Source organism: Pleionea litopenaei (assembly GCF_031198435.1).
Taxonomy (GTDB): Bacteria; Pseudomonadota; Gammaproteobacteria; order Enterobacterales; family Kangiellaceae; genus Pleionea; species Pleionea litopenaei.
Genome location: NZ_CP133548.1, coordinates 3,800,048 through 3,819,784, shown reverse-complemented (window position 1 = coordinate 3,819,784; position 19,737 = coordinate 3,800,048). Strand labels below are relative to the sequence as shown.

Here is a 19,737-nt window from a genome sequence, read left to right as displayed (position 1 = left end):
CATGTTTAAAGCGCGACGATTTTTAGCAATTTTTAAAACTCGCAATTTAGAGTTTTGGCGAGATCGCTCAGCGCTCAGTTGGAACCTCGCATTTCCACTGTTGTTAATTGTAGGTATGGCAGTCGTCTTTGATAAGCCAAATACGACCGAACTTAAAGTAGGCTTAGTTGACACACAAGAGAAACCGAGCGAGCTCGAAACGATTAAATATACGGAATTTGTTTTTTACCAGTCACAACAAGAAGCTAACAACAAGCTGTCACATCATCAAATTGATTTAGTTATTAATCCTACGCTTAAGTTGTATTACGTGAATCAACAGTCTTCAAAAGGTTATCTTGCTCTTGGTGTTTTGAGCGACTACCTTGCCAGCTTTGAGCAACAACAAGTGAATGGTCAAGCCATTCGCTATGTTGATTGGGTAGTTCCAGGAATACTCAGTATGAATGTGATGTTCAGTAGTTTATTCGGGGTAGGATACGTTATCGTTCGTTACCGCAAAAATGGGGTTTTAAAACGAATAAGTGCAACTCCGGTTTCCTCAATTGAATTCATCACCGCGCAATTACTCTCTCGGTTTATGATCGTACTTGCTATTTCATCAAGTATTTTTTTGATTACTTGGTTATCATTGGGCTTTCTTGTCGAAGGTAGTTTAATGCTGCTGCTACTTATTTTGGCGCTTGGTACGGCTAGCCTTGTCGCCCTGGGGTTGCTGGTTGCAGCACGACTTCAAAGTGAGGAACTGACTGGCGGGTTACTAAACATGGCGTCTTGGCCAATGATGTTATTATCAGGCGTATGGTTTAGCTTAGAGGGAGCACCACAATGGGTCCAATCAGCCGCACAATTACTTCCTCTCACACATATGATCGACGCTCTTAGGGCGGTGATGATAGACGGTGCTGGAATTCAAGAAGTCGCTTGGCATTTAATGATACTGACCCTTATGACAATCGTATTCGTTACACTGGGTGCTAAATTTTTCAGCTGGGGAAGTAACCGTTAATAATGTCGTCAACCACTACTCAAAAAAGCTGGCTAGGTACACTTAAAGCATTTCGCCATCCACAAGTTGTAACCATGCTGTTTTTAGGATTATCAGCAGGCTTACCTTTAGCGCTTATTTTTTCTTCCTTATCACTCTGGCTTAGCGAGGCCGGAATCGAGAAGTCTACAGTCACCTATTTTAGTTGGGGGGCGCTTGCTTACTCCTTTAAATTTCTATGGGCTCCATTGGTCGACCGAATTCCGCTACCCTGGCTAACTCTTCGCTTAGGTCGTCGTCGTGGCTGGTTATTGTTAAGTCAACTGGCCGTTTTATCGGCCATCGCGTTAATGGGATCTTTCAATCCTGGTTCTGGCACGCAAGCGTTAACCAGTCTAGCCATTGCAACGGTGCTTTTAGGCTTCTCTAGTGCGACTCAAGACGTCATCATTGATGCTTATCGAATTGAAATTGCCAGTACCGACCTGCAAGCTTTACTCAGTTCGACTTACATAGCGGGATATCGAGGCGGTATGCTGCTGTCGGGAGCGGGTGCTCTTTTACTGGCTGAAAGCCTTGGCTCAACCTCACAGTCCTACTCATACGAAGCTTGGCGCTTGACCTATTATATAATGGCAAGCCTGATGTTAGTCGGAATTACCACAACCTTAATCGCTAAAGAACCTGAATTACAACGTCAAAAGTATACAGCGTTTACTCAACATCAGTATTTGCGCTTTTTTATAGTTTTTATGCTTTGTGCTGCAACGTTTATTTCATTCTGCGTATTTACCGCCGATCAATTTTCACTACTGAAAGCTGAGTTGTTCCTTATGACGGATAACTCAGCTCTATCTGGGGCGATTACTGAACTTTGTCGAATTCCAAGTGCCGCACTTGCGACCCTCTTGGTTGGCTTATTCCTTGATCGTTTAGGGTTTGTTGAACGAGATTTAGCTAGACAAAGTTACCTCATTCCGGTTCTCGATTTCTTTCAACGTTACGGCGTGAAGCTGGCTTTGCTACTGTTATTGTTTATTGGCTTCTACCGAATTTCAGATATTGTCTTAGGCGTTATAGCCAATGTGTTTTATCACGACATGGGGTTCAGTAAGCAAGAAATCGCAGAAGTATCTAAAACCTTCGGCTTGATTATGATGATTCTTGGTGGCTTTTTAGGAGGATTGCTTTCGTTGCGATTTGGTGTGTTAAGAATTCTATTGCTTGGAGCCATTCTGACTGTCGCGACCAACTTACTGTTCGTGGCGTTAGCGCAAGCAGGACACAACTTAACTTTATTTTATATCGTAATTTCAGCCGATAACCTTACCGCCGGGTTAGCAAGTGCGGCTTTCGTTGCTTTTTTAGCCAGCATCACCAATGTTTCCTTTACCGCGATTCAGTACGCAATATTTAGCTCTTTAATGTCTTTTTTACCGAAAGTCATCGGCGGCTATTCAGGAGCAATGGTAACCAACATGGGGTATGAAAACTTCTTTATTCTTGCCAGCGCTATGGGAGTACCCGTTATATTTTTGATTTTTTTATTGCGAAAACGATTAGAAATCAATGAGCAAAACTGACTTTCAATTTCATATTCTTGGACTAGGCGCCATCGGAGGACTGTGGTACCAAGCCTTGTTCAAAAAAGGTCTTTCGGTTTCGGTTTGGCCTTCAAATAACCGAAAGCTGCCTGAACATATTGAATTTAAGTCACTTGATAAACAAATATCAAAAGTTCCCGTTGTTACTTCAAAAAAAGTACCATTAGAAGAAAAAGATGTGTTACTGGTATGTGTGAAAAGCTACCAACTTTCAACGGCACTTGAATCATCTCAATTAACCGCTACCGAGGGCTCAAAAGTTATTTTATTTCAAAATGGTATGGGACACGCACATTGCGCTAAAGATTATTTTTCTAAAAGTCGATTGATGGTTGCGGTGTCGACGCAAGGTGCTTATCGTAAAGACCAGCAATGGATCCACGCAGGTACCGGACAGACCACTATTGGAGATGCCCTCAATGCTCAAAACTTTAATGACATTCCGCAACTTTTAGCAACACTCAATGAAGCACTCCCCACCACTCAATGGACCAATAATATTCAACCTGCACAGTGGAAAAAGCTGGTCATTAATGCAGTGATCAATCCCCTGACCGCTCTCTATGAATGCCGCAATGGTGAACTCTTAACGCAACCCGCTTATCGTGAGCATATGCATAGTCTAATCAATGAATTGGCACCTTTGCTCTTAAGATGCTGCCCACAGCTTCAAGAACTTGACCTGGTTCACTTAGTCAGCCAAGTCGCTCAGCAGACCCAACTCAATGTCAGCTCTATGCTTCAAGACAAGGTCGCCCATCGTCCTTTAGAACTAGAAAGCATTACTGGCTTCCTGTTACAAGCGGCCAAACAAGAGAATCTAACCCTTCCTCTCCATTCTGCAATCTACGAGCAGCTTTCAAGTCTCAAAAATTGAGCTAATTTTAAAAAATTAGCAAGAGAACCTAATCACATTTTGCTAGAGTTATATCAAGTAGAATTAGGCTGCCTTGGAGCACTAGTTGAAATAAGGGATCAACAATGAGTTTAAAAATAAAGATAACCGGTCTACTGATTGCGATTAGCCTTTTTGTGCTGGGAATTAACTGGCTAGGCTATCAACAAGATCAACAACGAGCACAAGAATTCGAACGCCAATTGCAAACTCAGTACTTTAATCAGGTAGCAAATGCTTCAGGAATGTATTTCGAACGTTTTAAGCAAAGCAATCAAGCTCTCTTAGACACATCCTTTTTCACCGGTCAGCTTTCAGAAAAGGCCAGCCAGTCTCTTGTCAATACTTTAAATCAGTTCACCAGCGCTGCCACAGAATTTCTGATTTACGATATAGATTCCAAACAAATTTACCTTTACGGTGAGCAAGTTTCCGCAGGTGAATTTTTAGGATTGGAGTCGGTGATTCTTAGTCAGATGAAAAGTCCTGGCAATAAAATTCAAGTCACCAAATTTAAAAATGAATACGCTGTTGTTTTTTCGAATACGATATTAGTTGAACAGAACCCACACAGCGTTATATTTAACATACTAAAACTTAATCAACAGTTTATTGATGAATTAAAAAACTTAAGTGGCGCAGATTTTCAGTTATCTTTGAATGGCGTAAAACTACAAACCGCAACGAACTTAAATATGACTGGCTCACGTCAAATTCCTTGGCCGATCGCGACCAAGACTCAGGCCGACCTTCAAGTGGTCTTTCCGACGTGGTTAACCGACGCCTCTAAATCAAGTGTTAGTATGATTCATTTAAGTTCAATTGCTATTCTTTTGTTCATTGGCATCGTCTTAAGCTTCTTATTTCTCAATCGCCAACAAAACAAACTTGAAAAGTTCGCAGAAGTAGCAACCAGTCATTCTTCACCTAAACAATTAATCAATGCCTTATCTGAAACAGTACCACCAGCAGAACTGATGGATCTTCGAAGTAGTTTAATCGAATTGCTGAATCAACTTCAATCCAGCAATAAAAAACTACAGTTACAAATGAAGAGCTCGGAGCAACAACTTAAAGAAGTTAAACAAGAAAAAGTCATGCTTCAAACCGAGCGAGATTCCGCCGTCTCAGCACCAAAAACAAAGTCAGAATTTTTATCACGAATGGGCGACGAAATTACCACTCCGATGAAGACCCTGACCAGCATGTTACACTTGCTCAGCGAATATAACTTAAGTGAAGAACCGAAGGAGCTACTGAACATTTCACGGCGCTCGGCGAACACCCTGATTAACAACTTAAATAATATACTCGACTTTTCAAAACTAGATGCAAACCTTTTAAAATTGCACAAAAATGATTTTGAAGTACGACAGCTTGTTGATGAAGTAGTGGCGGAGTACACGCCGCATGCGAAATCCAAGTCGCTGATCTTAACTCATTCGATTTCACCCGATGTGCCACAAACGGCGTTTAATGATGCTCGGCGCATCAAACAAATTGTGAAGAATTTACTCGGTAACGCTATTCGTTTTACCAAAGATGGCGAAGTGTCACTCTACTGTGACGTGGTTATGGAGAGTAATTCCGAATATTTGCGATTTACTATACAAGATTCTGGTGTAGGTATTCCAGAAGATGCGCTTCGTGGTTTGTTTGATTCTTTAGAACAAAAAACAAAACTGACGAATAGCAGTTTTGCTGGCCGACTGCGTTTAATCGTATCGAAGAAGCTTTCGGAATTAATGGGAGGCTCAATCGGCGTATCGAGTGAGCTTCAAAAAGGTTCTCGCTTTTGGTTCACTGTATCTATGCATAAAAACTGAGGTTGTCTCGACCATGAAAGAAAAGCTGAGCGAAGAAGCTTACCGAGTAACTCAACTAAAAGGGACTGAAGCTCCAGGCAGTGGCCAATATTACTTACATCAAGAGGACGGTGTTTACCACTGTGTTTGCTGTGATGCTCCCTTGTTCACTTCCGACACTAAGTATCACACTGGTTGTGGTTGGCCGAGCTTCTATAGTCCAGTGTCTTCTGATGCTGTGATTGAAACGCCAGATTATTCCCACGGTATGGTAAGAACTGAAATAACCTGTGGTCAATGTGGCGCACACCTTGGCCACGTATTTCCAGATGGGCCAGAACCAACTGGTCTGCGCTATTGCATCAACTCAGTAGCTTTGACTTTTGATCCTTCGGATCATTGATCAAACGATAAAAACTCTTGCAGTTGTCGCTTCGCTTCTGAGAGATCTTTCACCTTACGCTGGCGATACCAAAATGAGATCAAAATCGATATAAAAATAGCACTCAAAGCAGCGACTGCACTCATCATACCAACGTTAGATTGAAATCTCTCTGGCTCATAAATAGCCAAAAATCCCAGCCAACTTGCAAAGGCAATTAAGAACACACTCAAATAAATAATTGAGAACTGACCTATTCTAATACCCGCTTTTGCTCGTTTTACAATGTGCAAATACATCTGATGTGTTGTATCGGGTTGTTCCCATAAATCACGTCGCAGATAAAAGTCAAAGTACACTCCAACGGTCGCTAACACACAAATAATCGAAAACCATGCTTTAGTACTTGTCGGTTCATTTGAAATAAAAATAAAATACGCAAAAGGAAATAGAATTAACAGACTGAGCACGTCGAGTGCTAGCAGTGCTTTCATTCTCCAGGCTAAAAATCGCATATTTCGTTTTAGAGCAGGCATGTCAGGCTGATGACTTTGCCACTGGTCTAATGCTTTATCCCAATTAAATTCATCACTCATAAAACAACATTACTCACTTAAACTGTCGACGGCGTCTTTTAGAGCTTTTTTCGCTCGGTTTAAACGAACACCTACATTATTGACGGTAATACCCATCACTTCAGATATCTCATCGTAGCTTAGCCCCTCAAGCGCAAGTCCGAGAATTTGGCGCTGAGCAATCGGTAATTGCTGCAGTCCAGTCATCAACTTAATTTGTTTACGAGTGGCTTCTAAATTGGCTGACGGACAGTCATCTCCTTTTAGAGTGATGTCGTCAGTAGAACTTGAAGGGCCCTCTTTTGCATATTTGGCCACATGGCTAATAGCGCGATTATGGGCAATTGATAAAATATAAGTTTTTAACGAGCTATTATGGTTGAATCGAGGCAACGATCGCCAAACCGCAAAAGCGATATCTTGTTGCAGCTCTTCTTGTAAAGCGGGAATGGCTTCGTACGATTGAACCACGCGGGCAATGGCAGGCTTGTAAGAACGCCATGCATCATTAAAAAGTTGCTCTTGTTGGTTCATTAATAGAATAGAGTCCCAAAAAGTCTTAAAATATATATATTCAATGTGTAAAGCACTGTTTGCAGCCAGACCCATGCTCTTACTCCTGCAGTAAGAATTGTTAGTTGAGTCTGTGGTTCTTTCTTTTTCTTACAACGTATTTTGCAAAAGCACCCATTTTTGCAATTCTGAACGCTAGCGCCAACCACTCACAGATGACTTTATTAATCCTCAACCCAAGCGGGTTCAGCTTCACGCCATGGTTTTAACGCTTGATAAGCACTTAGTCGCTCTAAATATCCCGCTCTCACTTCTTCTGAGGTTTTTTCACTCAACTTTTCTATTGCCTTTTGTTGAGTATCAACGGCAAGCTCAAACTGTTCATCTTCTGCATAAGCAGCGGCTAATGTATCTAAAAATACCGGAGAGTCGGGCTTATCTTTTAAAACTGGCAGGATGATATCTACTGCCAAGTGACCATTTCGAAGAGACTTATTGGTACTGGTCGAGTAAATCCAAGCCAAATTGTTGATAGCCATTTTATGTCCCGATGATGCCGCCTTTTTAAACCAGTTTATTGCCGAGGCTTGATCGGCTTTAAAGTCCTTGGAGCCCATAAAAAGCACACCAATAAAAAACTCTGCATCTATGTCGCCCTCACGAGCGGCTAGCTTTAGCCATTGCAACGATACCTCAGGGTCACGCTTAACGCCTCTTCCCCATAAATAAAGCTTACCCAACTCTCGCTGTGACGCAGTGTGGCCATTGTCTGCAGCTTGCTCTAACCAATATGCAGCGACGGATGGATCGGCCTCTGGTAGCAGCTTATATAAATGCAAATGGGCGAGTAACCATTGGCTGTTGATGCTCCCCAGCTCTGCCGCTTCAATGCAAACACGCGCAGCCACTTGATAACTCTCAGCTTTGTAATGTTGTTCACACTGACTCTCGGCACTCGGCGTCGTGGAATTACTGCATCCTAAAAAAGGAATAACAAACAGAAAAATAAAACTTCTATACATAACCGTAACTTTAAGACTCTATATCGTTTTAATTTTATCACTTTTTAGTAAGCAATTAAGTGCCTGACGATAAAAGATTGTAAACAGGTGTGCCGAACAATATCGATTTCTGTAATATTCACAGTTTTTGCCAATGCGCTATACAACCACTGAGTTAAAGCGGCTGATAATGACATATCGAGGTATACAAGATAACAACTCAGAAAAATGACTAGCGAATGTCTCACAGAAGATCGCGAAAACTGGAAACTAAATAGCATTTTGTTGAATCCGGAATTTGCTATAATTCCATCAACTAGGATTAAGGGGTAAACAACATGGATGTTGAACTGACACCAAAAGATCTGGATTATATCTGGCAAGTCGTTCATCACGCGGTTGATAGCTTAGGTGGCTATCATCAACTCTTTGCATCTCCACTAGAAGTTTCTGAGTCGAGTGATCGAGTTGTTTTTAATTGGCCTGTTTGGATGCGCGCGATTAAAGCTTACATGACTTCTCAGTACGGAGAAAAAGCAGCGGAAAAATTGTTGTTGCCGATTCTTAGTGAAGTTTACAATCCACAAAAATACCAAGAGTATCTCGACCGAAAGGATGCATTAGAGCCAAAGGTCGTCAATACCTATCCACGGCGAGTTATTCCATTCAACAAGTTTAAATAAGAGCGTAGACTTAACTACGCTCTCTCAAAGACAATTATCTATTTTACGTGTTTTTCGAACAAATGATAAATGCGCGTATACTCATCTAACCAACTGCTGGGTTCTCGAAAACCATGCGGTTCAATTGGATAAATAGCGGTTTCAAAGTATTGAGTTTTCTCTAGTTCAATCAACCTTTGAACCAACCGTACGGAATCTTTAAAGAAAACATTATCATCAACCATTCCGTGAGCGATCAATAATGGATCTTGTAGTCCTTGCGCAAACTCAATCGGCGAGCTTCGATTGTAAGCCTCAGGATCGACTTCTGGTGTGTTCAAAATATTCGATGTATAACCATGATTATAACTAGACCAATCAGTAACCGGCCGTAAAGATGCACCCGCGGCGAATTCACCAGGGGCATTGAATAGGGCCATAAACGTCATAAACCCACCATAAGAACCGCCGTAAACGCCAACTTTATTTTGATCGACTGAATAATTATCGACAAGCCACTGTTTACCATCCAATAAGTCTTCTAACTCTGGCGTTCCCATTTGTCGATAAATTGCGGTCCGCCAATCTCGGCCATACCCTTTCGAAGCACGGTAATCCATATCCAAGACTATGTAACCTTGCTGGTTTAGCAAACTGTGAAACATAAACTCTCGAAAGTATCCACTCCATCCATGGTGAGAGTTTTGTAAATATCCAGCTCCGTGAACAAACATGACCGCAGGATATTTTTCTGCTCTAGCAGGATTAAAGTTCTTTGGTAGATACAGTCTTGAATAAATGGGTTGTTTTACATGACTTGATGGTACTGCCACTATTTCAGGCTTACTCCATTCAATGCCCTTAAACTCCGCGCTGACAGTGTCAGTCAGCTGCTTGAGCGTATTGTTTTCTATGGCCAGATGATACAACTCTGCGGGACGTGTCGTCGATGAATATAATATGGCTAGTTGCTTTTCATCGGGCGACAACTCATAGTCAGCGACGCCATTGAGATCAGTAAGCGCTTGCGATTTACCATTGGCCAAGTTAATTCGATATATTTCATAGATGCCAGGGTGTTTCTTGTTGGCTCGATAATAAATATATTGATCATTGTTACTCAAAGTTAAATCGCTAACTTCATAGTCTCCTTGAGTCAGCTGCTTGACGCGCCCTTTTTCAGATCGTAAATACAGATGAGAAAAGCCATCTTCTTCGGAAAGGTAGTAGAAGCCATCGGAGGTATTTAGCCACCCCATTTGATTAAATGTCCAGTCATTCACCCACGCATTGTCAGTCAATTGATGTAATTGCTTCAGCTTGTTTTTATCAAAATCAACTTCAACCAACCAACGGTCTTTATTATCATAGGAGTACAACTTCAAAGCTAGGCGAGAGCCATCGGCATTCCACTCATACCCATTCCCATACCAGCCATGAATATAAACGGCGCGATTCTCGTCACTTTTCTTAAACTTTTTACCCTCTCTCTTTGCCGTTGCTTTTTTAAAACTTTCTAGAGGGTCTTCATCAATGTCATCAAGATCGTTTAATGATAATGGATTAAGTTGCTCGCGCTTACGATCATAAACCCAGTATTGCTCATTTAACTCAGACTCTTTACCAACTAACGGGCGAACTTCTTGATTTTCAACATAGCCATCTTCCGTTACAAACACCGGCATATTATCGTTCTTGTCTTTCACTTGATTCTGAGTCGCAATAAATAAATAACGACCTTGAGAAGAAAGGGTCATATGGCGAATACTCTTATTCTTGCCAAGATAAACCATTTGAAACTGCTCGAACGGACTCGCTTCCGCAATCGCCTTTCTTCGTTGTTCACGATATTGCTTCAAGTCTTGTTGTTCTTTGATGTAGCTAAATAATCTCCGTTGCTGCGCTCCTAAAAAATCTTTAGGCTCTTTCCAAGATTCTTTATCGTCACTTAAGGCAACTTCCACTAGCTGTTGTAGTTGTCCATTAGATAAGTTTAAACGATAGAAACCATTGCCTTTTCGAAATTGAATGACCTGATCACTTGCAAAAACAACCTGAGACTCCCGTTCTTTGGTTTGAGTCACCGCATAAATTTCACCATTTTCGAGATCTTTAACATAGATATCCCCTTGGCTTAGATAAACTTTTCTCTTGCCATTAGGGCTCAACTTACCGCCATCGACATCGGCAACGGCGAGCTCTGAGTCCGACAGTCGTTGGCTAGAATTGTCAGCAATATTCAGCTTCATCAACTGTGTGTAGTCAACACCCTGCTGCTTCTGCCGATAATAAATCGCTTGACTGTCATCGCTCCAATACGGGGACTGAGGCGATCGGCCAATCCAATCAGGATCCGCCATAACTTGCTTTAATGTCAAAGGTTCAGCAGATGAACTCAGTACCCAACTCAATAATAGGGTCAAAGTAAAAGTAAGCTTTACATTCATTTTTGTATCTCTTTTGATGGTTTTATCTCTTACGTAAACTTTTAAAATCCACCGCAAGGGTAGCATTGACTATCACCGTAGGACAATTAGCTAAAAGAATAAAAAAGCAATAAAGGAAAGGGAGGCAAAGGTTGATGATGAGAAAGGTGATGAATTACTCAGTTTAAAACGTCTTACTTATTGTCTAGGGGTAAAAACTCTACCCGATTCCGCCCCGCGTTTTTTGCTTTATAAACGGCTTGGTCAGCAGCAGAAAAGATGTCTCCGAACTCAATTTCAAACCGATTTTCTTGCTTCGCAGCACTGAGTAGCTCATGTTCGACACAAGCAACACCAATACTAATGGTCACCGCAACGCCACCGGGACACAAACGCATAGCATCTTTTCTCAATTTCTCAGCCTTTTCCGTTGCTCCGGGTTTCGAACAGTGCGGCAAAATTAGAAGAAACTCCTCGCCTCCGAGTCGAATAGCAATATCTTCTTGCCGACAAGATTGCTTCAACAAAGAGGCAAAAGAGCGCAGTACTTCGTCTCCTTTGTCATGACCATGGGTGTCGTTGACCGCTTTGAAATGATCGATATCGATAACCATTAAAGTAAGATCAGTCTCATGTCGACGCGCCTCAGCCATTCTTTTCGGTGCAATGTCGGAAAGGAAGTGTCGATTGTACAGTCCGGTTAGTGAATCGGTCATAGCCATCTTTTGTAAATCGAGGCGTTGACCTTCTACTCGATCAAAAAGCTTCTTCTGAACGAGCATATTGTAAGCGCGAACTTGTAATTCTTCAGGTATTATAGGCTTATCGATGTAATCATTTGCTCCACTTTTTAAAATCTCTAAACGCTTGTCTCTATCCGCTTGACCAGATATGACAATAATTGGAACTCGAGATTTCTTACCACCCATTTGACGAACAAGATTCACCACATCTAAGCCATTCATCTCGCCTTCTAAAAAGTAGTCTGCGACGATGAGATCAAACTCTTGTTCGGCGAAGAGCGTCAGAGCTTGCTCTCCAGACCGCCGTACATCACATTCAAACCCTATATTTTTCATAACCGCCATCATTAGCTCTGTCATGGTGCGATCATCATCGATCAACAACACTTTCCCAGATAGCTCTTCAAAATTCATATCAGAATCTGCCAACTCTTTAATAAAAGTTTGCAGTTCATGGGTACTTGAACGAAAAAGAATTCGAGTTATTCCTGCGGCTAATGCTTCTTTAACGATACTTTCTTTATCTTCTGTGGTTAATAAAACGATACCTGGTCGACTGACACCCATTTCTCGTAGGTGCCGTCCGATGTCGACACCGTTCCCATCAGGCAATGAGTAACCACTAAAAATGAAGTCATAATCATTTTTGTCGATTGCTTCGATAGCCGCAGCATAAGACTCCACAAACTCAGGATGAAGATTATTCTCTTTAAACATCGCGTTTAAGATAATCTGTTGAACCCGAGACTGTTCAAGAACCAATATATTCAAATGCCACCTTCATACTAAACACTATCCAATGTCCCATTCTTAACACCTACACCCATCTACTTATAGTTTAGTCGACCAAATAGTTGTTGCACTCAAAAAAGATGTTTTCTAGACTTCTGTGCTGCTATAAAGGAGTCAATAATGTCAGATCTGTCGCCGTATCAAGCCCCTGAGTCAGAGTTAAGTGAAAATACTTTTCAAGCAAACTCTGAAATTTTAGTCAACAAAGTCCCAGTTATGCGTGGTGCCTACTGGTTTTTTGACGGATTTAATCGATTTTTTCGCAACCCTTTTCGCTGGACAGCACTAGGAGCCTTCAACTTTCTACTCTTTTTAGGTATGGTCATTATCGCCATTATACCTATTCTAGGCTCATTTGTTCCCACTTTGCTCTATCCAGTGATCATTGCTGGCTTTATGCGAGCAGCGCAAAATCAAACTCGACAAGAGATGCGCGCGACCGATATTTTTTACGGGTTTCAACATCAAACCGGGCAACTCTTCATCAATGGAGCCTTGTATCTGGCCATGACTATCGGTGCGATGATCATCACTTTTATTATTATGCTAGTGCTCGGGTTTTCTGCATTCTCAATGATAGAAGGCAGCTCGAATAGCACGATGATGCTACTGGGCTTATTGATGGTATTAATTTTCATGGCATTATGGCTTCCGATCATGATGGCAATATGGTTCTCGCCAGCGCTCATAGCGCTTAATAATCAAGAGGGAACGACCGCGATTGCATTAAGCTTTAAAGGTTGTTTGCGTAACTTTTGGCCCTATATGATTTACAGCATTACGGCTTTGGTATTCACCGTAGGCCTCATCGCAATCATTATGCTCTTCGTTTGGGCAGTTTCAAGCGGAAGCATGAGCTTCGATGCGATTCCGGACGGATTAAAAGTCGGCGGAGGTATCTTTCTGGGATTGTTCTCTTTTTTCTGCGGTGGTCCGATTTTCTTCGCCGGTGTCTATTCAGCTTACACAGATATCTACAGTACCGCTGAACAAGGCGACTAGAAACCTCATCGATCGATTCAGGTACTATCATTGCCTTTGAATACTCAGGAGCCGAGAAAAACTCGCTGCTCCTGAGTGTCAATAATAGCCACTTCATGACCTCTTGCTAGGCCTCCCCTAGCGACATGCAACCATAATGAAGGCAGCAACGCTTGTTGCACAGGTTCTTGTCGCTGCAATGTTGAAATCCATCAAACTACCAAGGGATTTCCTTTCCTGAATAGTCGAAAAATGCCCCCGTCGAACGCATATCTAAATGGTCAATAACTTGGGCCATTCCAGCAACGCTTTCTTGCGTATCAATTAAACCATTCGGACCTCCCATATCGGTTCTTACCCAACCTGGGTGCAATAAAACGACCGGAATATTATGACTCGACAAATCGATAGCAAGTGATTTTGCAGCGGCATTTAACGCGGCTTTTGAAGATCGATAAATATAAGAGCGACCCGAGGTATTGTCGGCAATGCTTCCCATTTTGCTTGTAAGGAACGCGACTTTTGGCGATTGCGAAGAATCGATATGATTAAGAATCGAACGTGTCAGAAAAATCGGCGCAACGGCATTAATATTCAGCGTGTTTAACCATTCCTTTGACGATAAGTCGTCGAGACCTTGTGGTGTACCACCGTAAACGCCAGCATTATTGACAATTAAATCTACCGATTGATCGACCAGCTGACTGGCAAAGTTCTCTATAGAAGATTCGCTCGCTAGGTCTAATGAAAACACCGAAAGCTCCCCACTCAGTGCCTTTAAGTCAGACGCAGAGTCAGGATGTCGACACGCAGCACTGACTCGGAAGCCTTGTGCCAAATAATGGCGACAAAATGCCAGCCCAATGCCACGATTAGATCCGGTAATAACAACATGCTTCATTTACTTTCTCCCATTAAAAATATTCGTTTTGGCTCGATACCATGGATAGAGAATCCTATTCAATAACCCACCATGGCAACCGGTTAACCCGTGCAAAATCGTTGCAATTAGCTTACCCTTCTTTACAATAATTTCAATTAGCGACCACCACAGATGCCTTATTTTCATGCCATTCAATAAAACAGCGATAATTTTGCTCTGGTCTCTGGCTTTTATTTGGGGCAGCTCTTTCTGGTTAATTAAGCAAGGATTAGACTACTTTACGCCTGTTCAACTCGCCTCTATTCGAATCATTTGTGCGGCCGTTGTTTTACTACCGGTTGTTTTGCTCAAACTCCGCGATCGCCCGCTGATAAAAGATAAAATGCCATGGATTGCTTTGAGCTTAATTGGTTGTTTCGGAAACCTGATACCCGCCATCCTTTTTGCCTTTGCCCAAACAGTGGTCCATAGTGCTTTGGCCGCAATGCTCAATGCGTTGCAGCCACTATTTACTCTACTGTTAGCCGTGGTAATTTTTCATACTCGGTTGTCGAAACGTCAAGTATTCGGAATTTTTCTGAGTTTGGCTGCGACCGTCATTTTACTTTCCGATAACGCACCGGCGGTTGATCCTTCGACCCATCTGTTATTCAGCTCACTCATCGTAATGGCAACCTTTTGCTACGCCATCGCTAGCAACTTAATCAAGCACTACTGTCAAGACGTACCACCGCTCACCATCACTGCGTTTTCTCTTAATATAATTTTAATGCCAAGTCTGATTTTATTATTCAGCCTCAACGTTCCTAATGTAAATCAAACCATGTCTCTCAATGACTACCCTTGGGAGTTCTGGCATTCATTAGGCGCCATCGCCTTACTGGGTATATTGGGTACTGCTTTTGCTCTTTTACTATTTAACCGTTTAATACAACTAACCAGCCCAATTTATGCCTCGCTAGTCACTTACTTAATTCCGCTCGTAGCAACCTTATGGGGATTTCTCGACAACGAACCCATAACATTGTTACAGTTCTGCGCTATGATAGGAGTACTAGTAGGTCTAGCGATTGCCTCCCGAGCTGAGTTTAGAGGCTTGTCTCGCACAAATAATATCGAAAGGACCTCGACCGCTAATCTAGAGTAAGTGAATGCAGCTATTTATGAGCGATTTGATGAACCATCCATGGGCACTCATTCCAAAGATGAGACTGTTCAAGTTATTATCGATTCTACTGGTCGTATTGAGTAGTCTGAAAACTGTTGCCGCGCCAATTCCTCTTGAAGGCGATGCCATTTTAATTGAGAAACTGCCAAGTGAAACCGCTCAATATTGGAAGCTGTGCAAAACGGCTTTTCGTCCCACGGTCTTTTACCAGAACAACTGCGAGCCTCTAAATGCAGAGCAAGCAGACAATACTCAACAACAAACGACAATCTCGTTACAACTTAAGTTTATTATCGATAATGCCATCAGTGAGCAATATCCTGGGCTGATTATTGAAGAAATCGACGGGGCCGATGAGCTCTATTTAAATGGTAAACGAATCGCGAAAACAGGAAACTTTCCACCGCAGTATGAAAACGCTTCCTACTACTCTCGCTTTTATTTTCTACCGCCTGATCAACTAAGTTATAACAGCCCTAATATTTTACGGTTAAACATTTATAACCCAACAGGGCATCATTATTTAAAGTATCTCTCATCTAACTTTTATTCCAGTAAAGATATTATGGAGAAATCTTTATCGAAAGACATTTTCTTTAGCTCGTTTGCTGCCATTTTAATGATCGTATTCGTATTTATGGCGTATTACTACCTACGCATTCCTGGGAGCTACGATGCCCTCGGTTTAGCTTGCTTTTCATTCATGGCGTCAATGTATTTAGTATTAAACCATCACGTTATGCTCAATATGGAGATTAATACCAATAGCTTATTAAGATGGAAAACCGTTTCCTTTATATTTTCACAGCTGGCTTTGAACTTCTTTTTATTCAAAGCGCTAGAGGTAAAAGCTCGGCAATTAAATAGAGCGTTGATGTTTTTCTTTTTAATTTTTGGAATATCTGCGTTAATTTGGCCGGTCGTCGCCGATCTTCAAACCTTTTACTATTGGTCTAAAGTCACCGCGTTTTTCACGCCTTTGGCTCTGCTTGCATTAGCCTATCTATCAAAGCGAGACTCTATGACTCCGACCCAATTATTTTTGTCGGTCGCTTTATCCGGTTACTTTATTCTTCTCTTATTTGATTTTAGCCGTTACTTTTGGCTCGGACTGATCGACTACCGTGAAAATACGGCATTGATTTTAGCACTGACATTACTCGCAGTCATTTCAGCCATTACCATGACCGAGCGTTATTGGGAATATTTCAAAGGCGCCACTTACGATCATCTTACAGGAACCTTATTGCGACCCTCATTTATTCGTCGTCTTTCAGAAGAAATGCAACGTTGTCGACGAAGTGAGTTTTGTTTATTAGTTGCTGTTATCGATATTGATCAGTTCAAACAGATTAATCAAAATTACGGATTAGAAACCGGAGATAAAGCATTAATCATTACTTCTGCCACCCTTACTCGAGCCTTGCGTCAATTCGATTTGATCTGCCGATTAAATGACGATGAATTTTGTGTTGCTGCGACACTGCCCAATACTGAGAATACTGAAATATTTCTACAACGCCTGCATGAAGAAATAAACTCTGCCAGTCTTACGCTTGAAAATGGAGAAAAATTAAACCTAAAAGCGACAACCGGCGCAGTGATTTACGATATGAAACGCCATGAAGCGCCAGAAATGCTACTACTGGATGCAGAACACTCAGTAACCGAGGCGAAAATGAAGCAGCGAGGTAGTATCCATTGGTTTGATACCGAGAATCCGCCGCTGCAATTTATATTCTAACGATTTAAGTTAGCTCACTTAACGGCTTTGGCAAAGTGAGCTTGCCTCTTCATCTTCTTCGATCATCGTTATATTCGAAGGGTCTAATATTTTCAGAACGAGTGGATTCGATACATCTGAAATAAACCGGAATCCTAACAGAACATTTGCATTTTGCGCTGCCGAACTGCTCACACGCCCGTCAATATCCCGTACATTTAGAACATTCGGGAATTGTTCTTTTATCTGTTTTTTGACCGAACGATAAGCCGCGGCATCTCCGGGTCGTAGATGTGGCGCCATGATATTGTATTGTTTTTCAATCCGTACCACCCGTAACATTCCTCGCTTACCATTGTCCGCGACCGCTCGAAAAGTTACATACAGGCGGTCATCAGACTCATTTTCAACTTCACCAGTCAAGGTTAATGAGGAACAGATGGCTTTCACTCGACTCAGCGCTCCAAGCACTTTAGAGTCAAAGCGTTGATTTCGAATCACATAAGTTAAGATTTCGCGAAGTACATTGCGATCAGCAACTAGCTGTTCATTGTAGTCGTAGTAAACATCTTCCACCTTACGATCCGCTAACTCCGTTTCTACGAATTTTTGATCCAGGTAGGTGACTTCAATAGGCTTCCAAGTGACGTTGATTCGCTCAACGTCGTCGCCAACACAGACGCCATCAAGGCATAACTCGTTAGCATTAATCGATGACGCAATAAACATAGGAGCCGCAACCAGCAGCCCCCAAATTAACTTCAGGTTCATTCACTAAACTCCAGAACTTAGGTAGCTGCAGAATTAATGCTTAAGGTGTTCAGCTAGCAAGCCCATACACTCTAAAACACGACACAGCTGATAGCCGGTTTCTATTTCAGTCCGTCCAGTTCTTGAAGTTTATCGCTGACTTGCTTCTCTAAATCAGATAAACCGGACAACTGCTGTTCAATCTTACTTCGGGTATCTTTCAGTTGAGCATCAATTTTATCGCGAAGCTCAGCTTTTGTATTATCCGCTTTAGATTGATACTGGTCCTTAATTTTAGCAAAAAATAGCTTATCGAGATTACTAGAAATATTCGTTTTCATCTCTTTTTCATGCTGTACGACCAAAACGGTCAGGATTATTTTTTTATTCTCCTGCAATATTTCAGCGAAAGTCTTGCTAACACCGCTAAGGTCTTTTGGAGAATTCACAATAAAATCAGTAAGTTGTATATCAAACTTTAGTTTGCTCTGGGCTCCAATATGCTCCAAGCTTGCCCGTACTTGAGCTTTCACATCGGTCAAATTGAGCCCGCCAGAACCAATCGTCCAATTATCGATGGGCCAGTTGTTTAGCGCGACATCACCTTGCAGTGCAGCACCATTTTGCTGTTTTTTCAGCATAAACTTAAGATTTCCTGTCGCCGCCAACGCCCTCTTCTCAATGCCATCTTTACTCGTTTGAGGCACTGTTAAATCAATCGACGACGTCAAAGGTTTTCCTGCAACCAGCTGGCTCGACAGGTTAACCGCTTCACCAGTCAGTCGTCCCGATACATCACCTAAACGAAAATCGCCCCCGAGCAATGCTTTTTGAATCCATACGTCTGGCAAAGGCTCTTCTCCAGTCAAGTTCACATCGATTCCGGTACGTGGTTCAGGCGTTTCCTTTTCATTCTCTTTGGCGGCACCCAATCGCGATACTAATGCGCTATTGTCCATCGCCAATTTGACCCAATGCGCAATATCTTCGCCAAGAAAGCTTGCGGCCAGATGCTGAATTCCCTCAGGTGATAGACTAACGATCGACATAGCTAACTCGGTATCTTTCGTCACCTGAGCTTGTAATTGCCGCCATTTTTGTTTCGAAGATTGAGTATCGCTAACAATGGCTTTTCGAAAATCATCAATACGATTTTTTGCCTGATCGATTTTCTTAACTAAATCTTTAAGCTCTTTTGCCTTGGCAATTTTCTCAAGTCCTTTTGCTTTTTTTAACGCCTCTTGAAGTTGATTGTATTCAGCCTTCCATTGTTCAAGCGTACTACTGTCCGGTAGCTCCGACTGTTGTTGTTGCCAGCGCGCTTTGGTTGCAGTGAGATCAGAGGAAAACTGTTGATACATTTCAGGAGAGCGAATATTAACTTGCTTCAGTAGCGCGTCGGTATCCACCGACTTAGCTTCTTCCATCACGGCTTTTGGCCATTGCCAATTGTTAGGACTCCATGCACCCGAATCAACCAACTGGGCAGGTGACTTTCGTGGTTGGTTCAACCGCACGTCCGTTATCACTAACTCATCGACATGCAGTTGCTGTTTAAACAAAGAAGCTAAATTCACGCCAAATTTTAACTGACCAATTTCTATACGATTTTTATTTAAATCACTCGGATTGGCTATTTGAAGAGACTCTATGTTCAGAGAGTTTAACATCCACCCCAAACGCGAGCTGGACACCGAAACGGTGGCACCATTAATTTGACTTCCTTGTTGCTCCACACTTTCTTCAATCCAGCTGCCGGCTAGAAAGGCAATCAACGCCCAAGTTAATCCGCACACAAATAACAATATAAAAATCCCAGAAAGACGAAATATTTTCATGATTTGTT

17 protein-coding genes are annotated in these 19,737 nt (G+C 42.0%); 9 read left to right on the top strand and 8 right to left on the bottom strand.

Annotated features, from left to right (window positions below):
- The first annotated feature begins 1 nt into the window (after window position 1).
- The 5 genes from Q9312_RS17095 (at window position 2) to msrB (ending at window position 5,695) form a co-directional block, all read left to right on the top strand.
- Window positions 2-1,009, top strand: coding sequence for an ABC transporter permease (locus Q9312_RS17095; RefSeq protein ID WP_309202071.1), 1,008 nt, complete (start codon window positions 2-4; stop codon window positions 1,007-1,009).
- Between the two features lie 2 nt (window positions 1,010-1,011).
- Complete coding sequence (locus Q9312_RS17090) at window positions 1,012-2,571, top strand: AmpG family muropeptide MFS transporter (protein WP_309202070.1); 1,560 nt, start codon at window positions 1,012-1,014, stop codon at window positions 2,569-2,571.
- Window positions 2,558-3,469 carry a ketopantoate reductase family protein gene (locus Q9312_RS17085; RefSeq protein ID WP_309202069.1) on the top strand — a complete coding sequence of 304 codons (912 nt, stop codon included), beginning with the start codon at window positions 2,558-2,560 and terminating at the stop codon, window positions 3,467-3,469. Before Q9312_RS17090 ends, Q9312_RS17085 begins: the two co-directional genes overlap by 14 nt.
- A gap of 104 nt (window positions 3,470-3,573) precedes the next feature.
- Window positions 3,574-5,313 (top strand): sensor histidine kinase, encoded by a 1,740-nt coding sequence (locus tag Q9312_RS17080; protein WP_309202068.1) that lies wholly within the window; start codon window positions 3,574-3,576, stop codon window positions 5,311-5,313.
- A gap of 13 nt (window positions 5,314-5,326) precedes the next feature.
- Complete coding sequence (msrB, locus tag Q9312_RS17075; RefSeq protein ID WP_309202067.1) at window positions 5,327-5,695, top strand: peptide-methionine (R)-S-oxide reductase MsrB; 369 nt, start codon at window positions 5,327-5,329, stop codon at window positions 5,693-5,695.
- On the opposite strand, the gene Q9312_RS17070 is transcribed toward msrB, so the two are convergent.
- The 3 genes from Q9312_RS17070 to Q9312_RS17060 all read right to left on the bottom strand — a co-directional run bounded on the left by Q9312_RS17070 (window position 5,689) and on the right by Q9312_RS17060 (window position 7,784).
- On the bottom strand, window positions 5,689-6,270 hold the full coding sequence (locus Q9312_RS17070) for a hypothetical protein (protein ID WP_309202066.1): 582 nt from the start codon (window positions 6,268-6,270) through the stop codon (window positions 5,689-5,691). The two genes, msrB and Q9312_RS17070, sit on opposite strands and share 7 nt — an antisense overlap.
- Before the next feature lie 9 nt (window positions 6,271-6,279).
- Entirely contained in the window at window positions 6,280-6,858 is a 579-nt protein-coding gene (locus tag Q9312_RS17065; protein ID WP_309202065.1) for an RNA polymerase sigma factor, read from the bottom strand.
- Window positions 6,859-6,986: 128 nt separating this feature from the next.
- Entirely contained in the window at window positions 6,987-7,784 is a 798-nt protein-coding gene (locus Q9312_RS17060) for a tetratricopeptide repeat protein (protein ID WP_309202064.1), read from the bottom strand.
- 317 nt (window positions 7,785-8,101) lie between these two features.
- On the opposite strand from Q9312_RS17060, the gene Q9312_RS17055 reads away from it, so the two are divergent.
- Window positions 8,102-8,446 carry a hypothetical protein gene (locus tag Q9312_RS17055; RefSeq protein ID WP_309202063.1) on the top strand — a complete coding sequence of 115 codons (345 nt, stop codon included), beginning with the start codon at window positions 8,102-8,104 and terminating at the stop codon, window positions 8,444-8,446.
- Window positions 8,447-8,484: 38 nt separating this feature from the next.
- On the opposite strand, the gene Q9312_RS17050 is transcribed toward Q9312_RS17055, so the two are convergent.
- Both Q9312_RS17050 and Q9312_RS17045 read right to left on the bottom strand, forming a co-directional pair.
- Window positions 8,485-10,872 (bottom strand): prolyl oligopeptidase family serine peptidase, encoded by a 2,388-nt coding sequence (locus Q9312_RS17050; RefSeq protein ID WP_309202062.1) that lies wholly within the window; start codon window positions 10,870-10,872, stop codon window positions 8,485-8,487.
- Window positions 10,873-11,045: 173 nt separating this feature from the next.
- Complete coding sequence (locus tag Q9312_RS17045; RefSeq protein ID WP_309202061.1) at window positions 11,046-12,365, bottom strand: diguanylate cyclase; 1,320 nt, start codon at window positions 12,363-12,365, stop codon at window positions 11,046-11,048.
- Between the two features lie 141 nt (window positions 12,366-12,506).
- On the opposite strand from Q9312_RS17045, the gene Q9312_RS17040 reads away from it, so the two are divergent.
- Entirely contained in the window at window positions 12,507-13,388 is an 882-nt protein-coding gene (locus Q9312_RS17040) for a BPSS1780 family membrane protein (RefSeq protein ID WP_309202060.1), read from the top strand.
- A 196-nt stretch (window positions 13,389-13,584) separates the two neighbouring features.
- Here the strand turns inward: Q9312_RS17040 and Q9312_RS17035 are convergent, their stop codons facing one another.
- Window positions 13,585-14,268 carry an SDR family oxidoreductase gene (locus tag Q9312_RS17035; RefSeq protein WP_309202059.1) on the bottom strand — a complete coding sequence of 228 codons (684 nt, stop codon included), beginning with the start codon at window positions 14,266-14,268 and terminating at the stop codon, window positions 13,585-13,587.
- Window positions 14,269-14,434: 166 nt separating this feature from the next.
- Between Q9312_RS17035 and Q9312_RS17030 the strand changes: the two genes are divergently transcribed.
- Window positions 14,435-15,397, top strand: coding sequence for a DMT family transporter (locus Q9312_RS17030; RefSeq protein WP_309202058.1), 963 nt, complete (start codon window positions 14,435-14,437; stop codon window positions 15,395-15,397).
- 16 nt (window positions 15,398-15,413) lie between these two features.
- On the top strand, window positions 15,414-17,162 hold the full coding sequence (locus Q9312_RS17025; protein ID WP_309202057.1) for a GGDEF domain-containing protein: 1,749 nt from the start codon (window positions 15,414-15,416) through the stop codon (window positions 17,160-17,162).
- A gap of 18 nt (window positions 17,163-17,180) precedes the next feature.
- Here Q9312_RS17025 and Q9312_RS17020 read toward each other — a convergent pair whose 3' ends face one another.
- Together Q9312_RS17020 and Q9312_RS17015 are read right to left on the bottom strand one after the other, a co-directional pair.
- Window positions 17,181-17,912 carry a hypothetical protein gene (locus Q9312_RS17020; protein ID WP_309202056.1) on the bottom strand — a complete coding sequence of 244 codons (732 nt, stop codon included), beginning with the start codon at window positions 17,910-17,912 and terminating at the stop codon, window positions 17,181-17,183.
- A gap of 101 nt (window positions 17,913-18,013) precedes the next feature.
- Window positions 18,014-19,729 (bottom strand): TIGR03545 family protein, encoded by a 1,716-nt coding sequence (locus Q9312_RS17015; protein WP_309202055.1) that lies wholly within the window; start codon window positions 19,727-19,729, stop codon window positions 18,014-18,016.
- Between the last annotated feature and the right edge of the window lie 8 nt (window positions 19,730-19,737).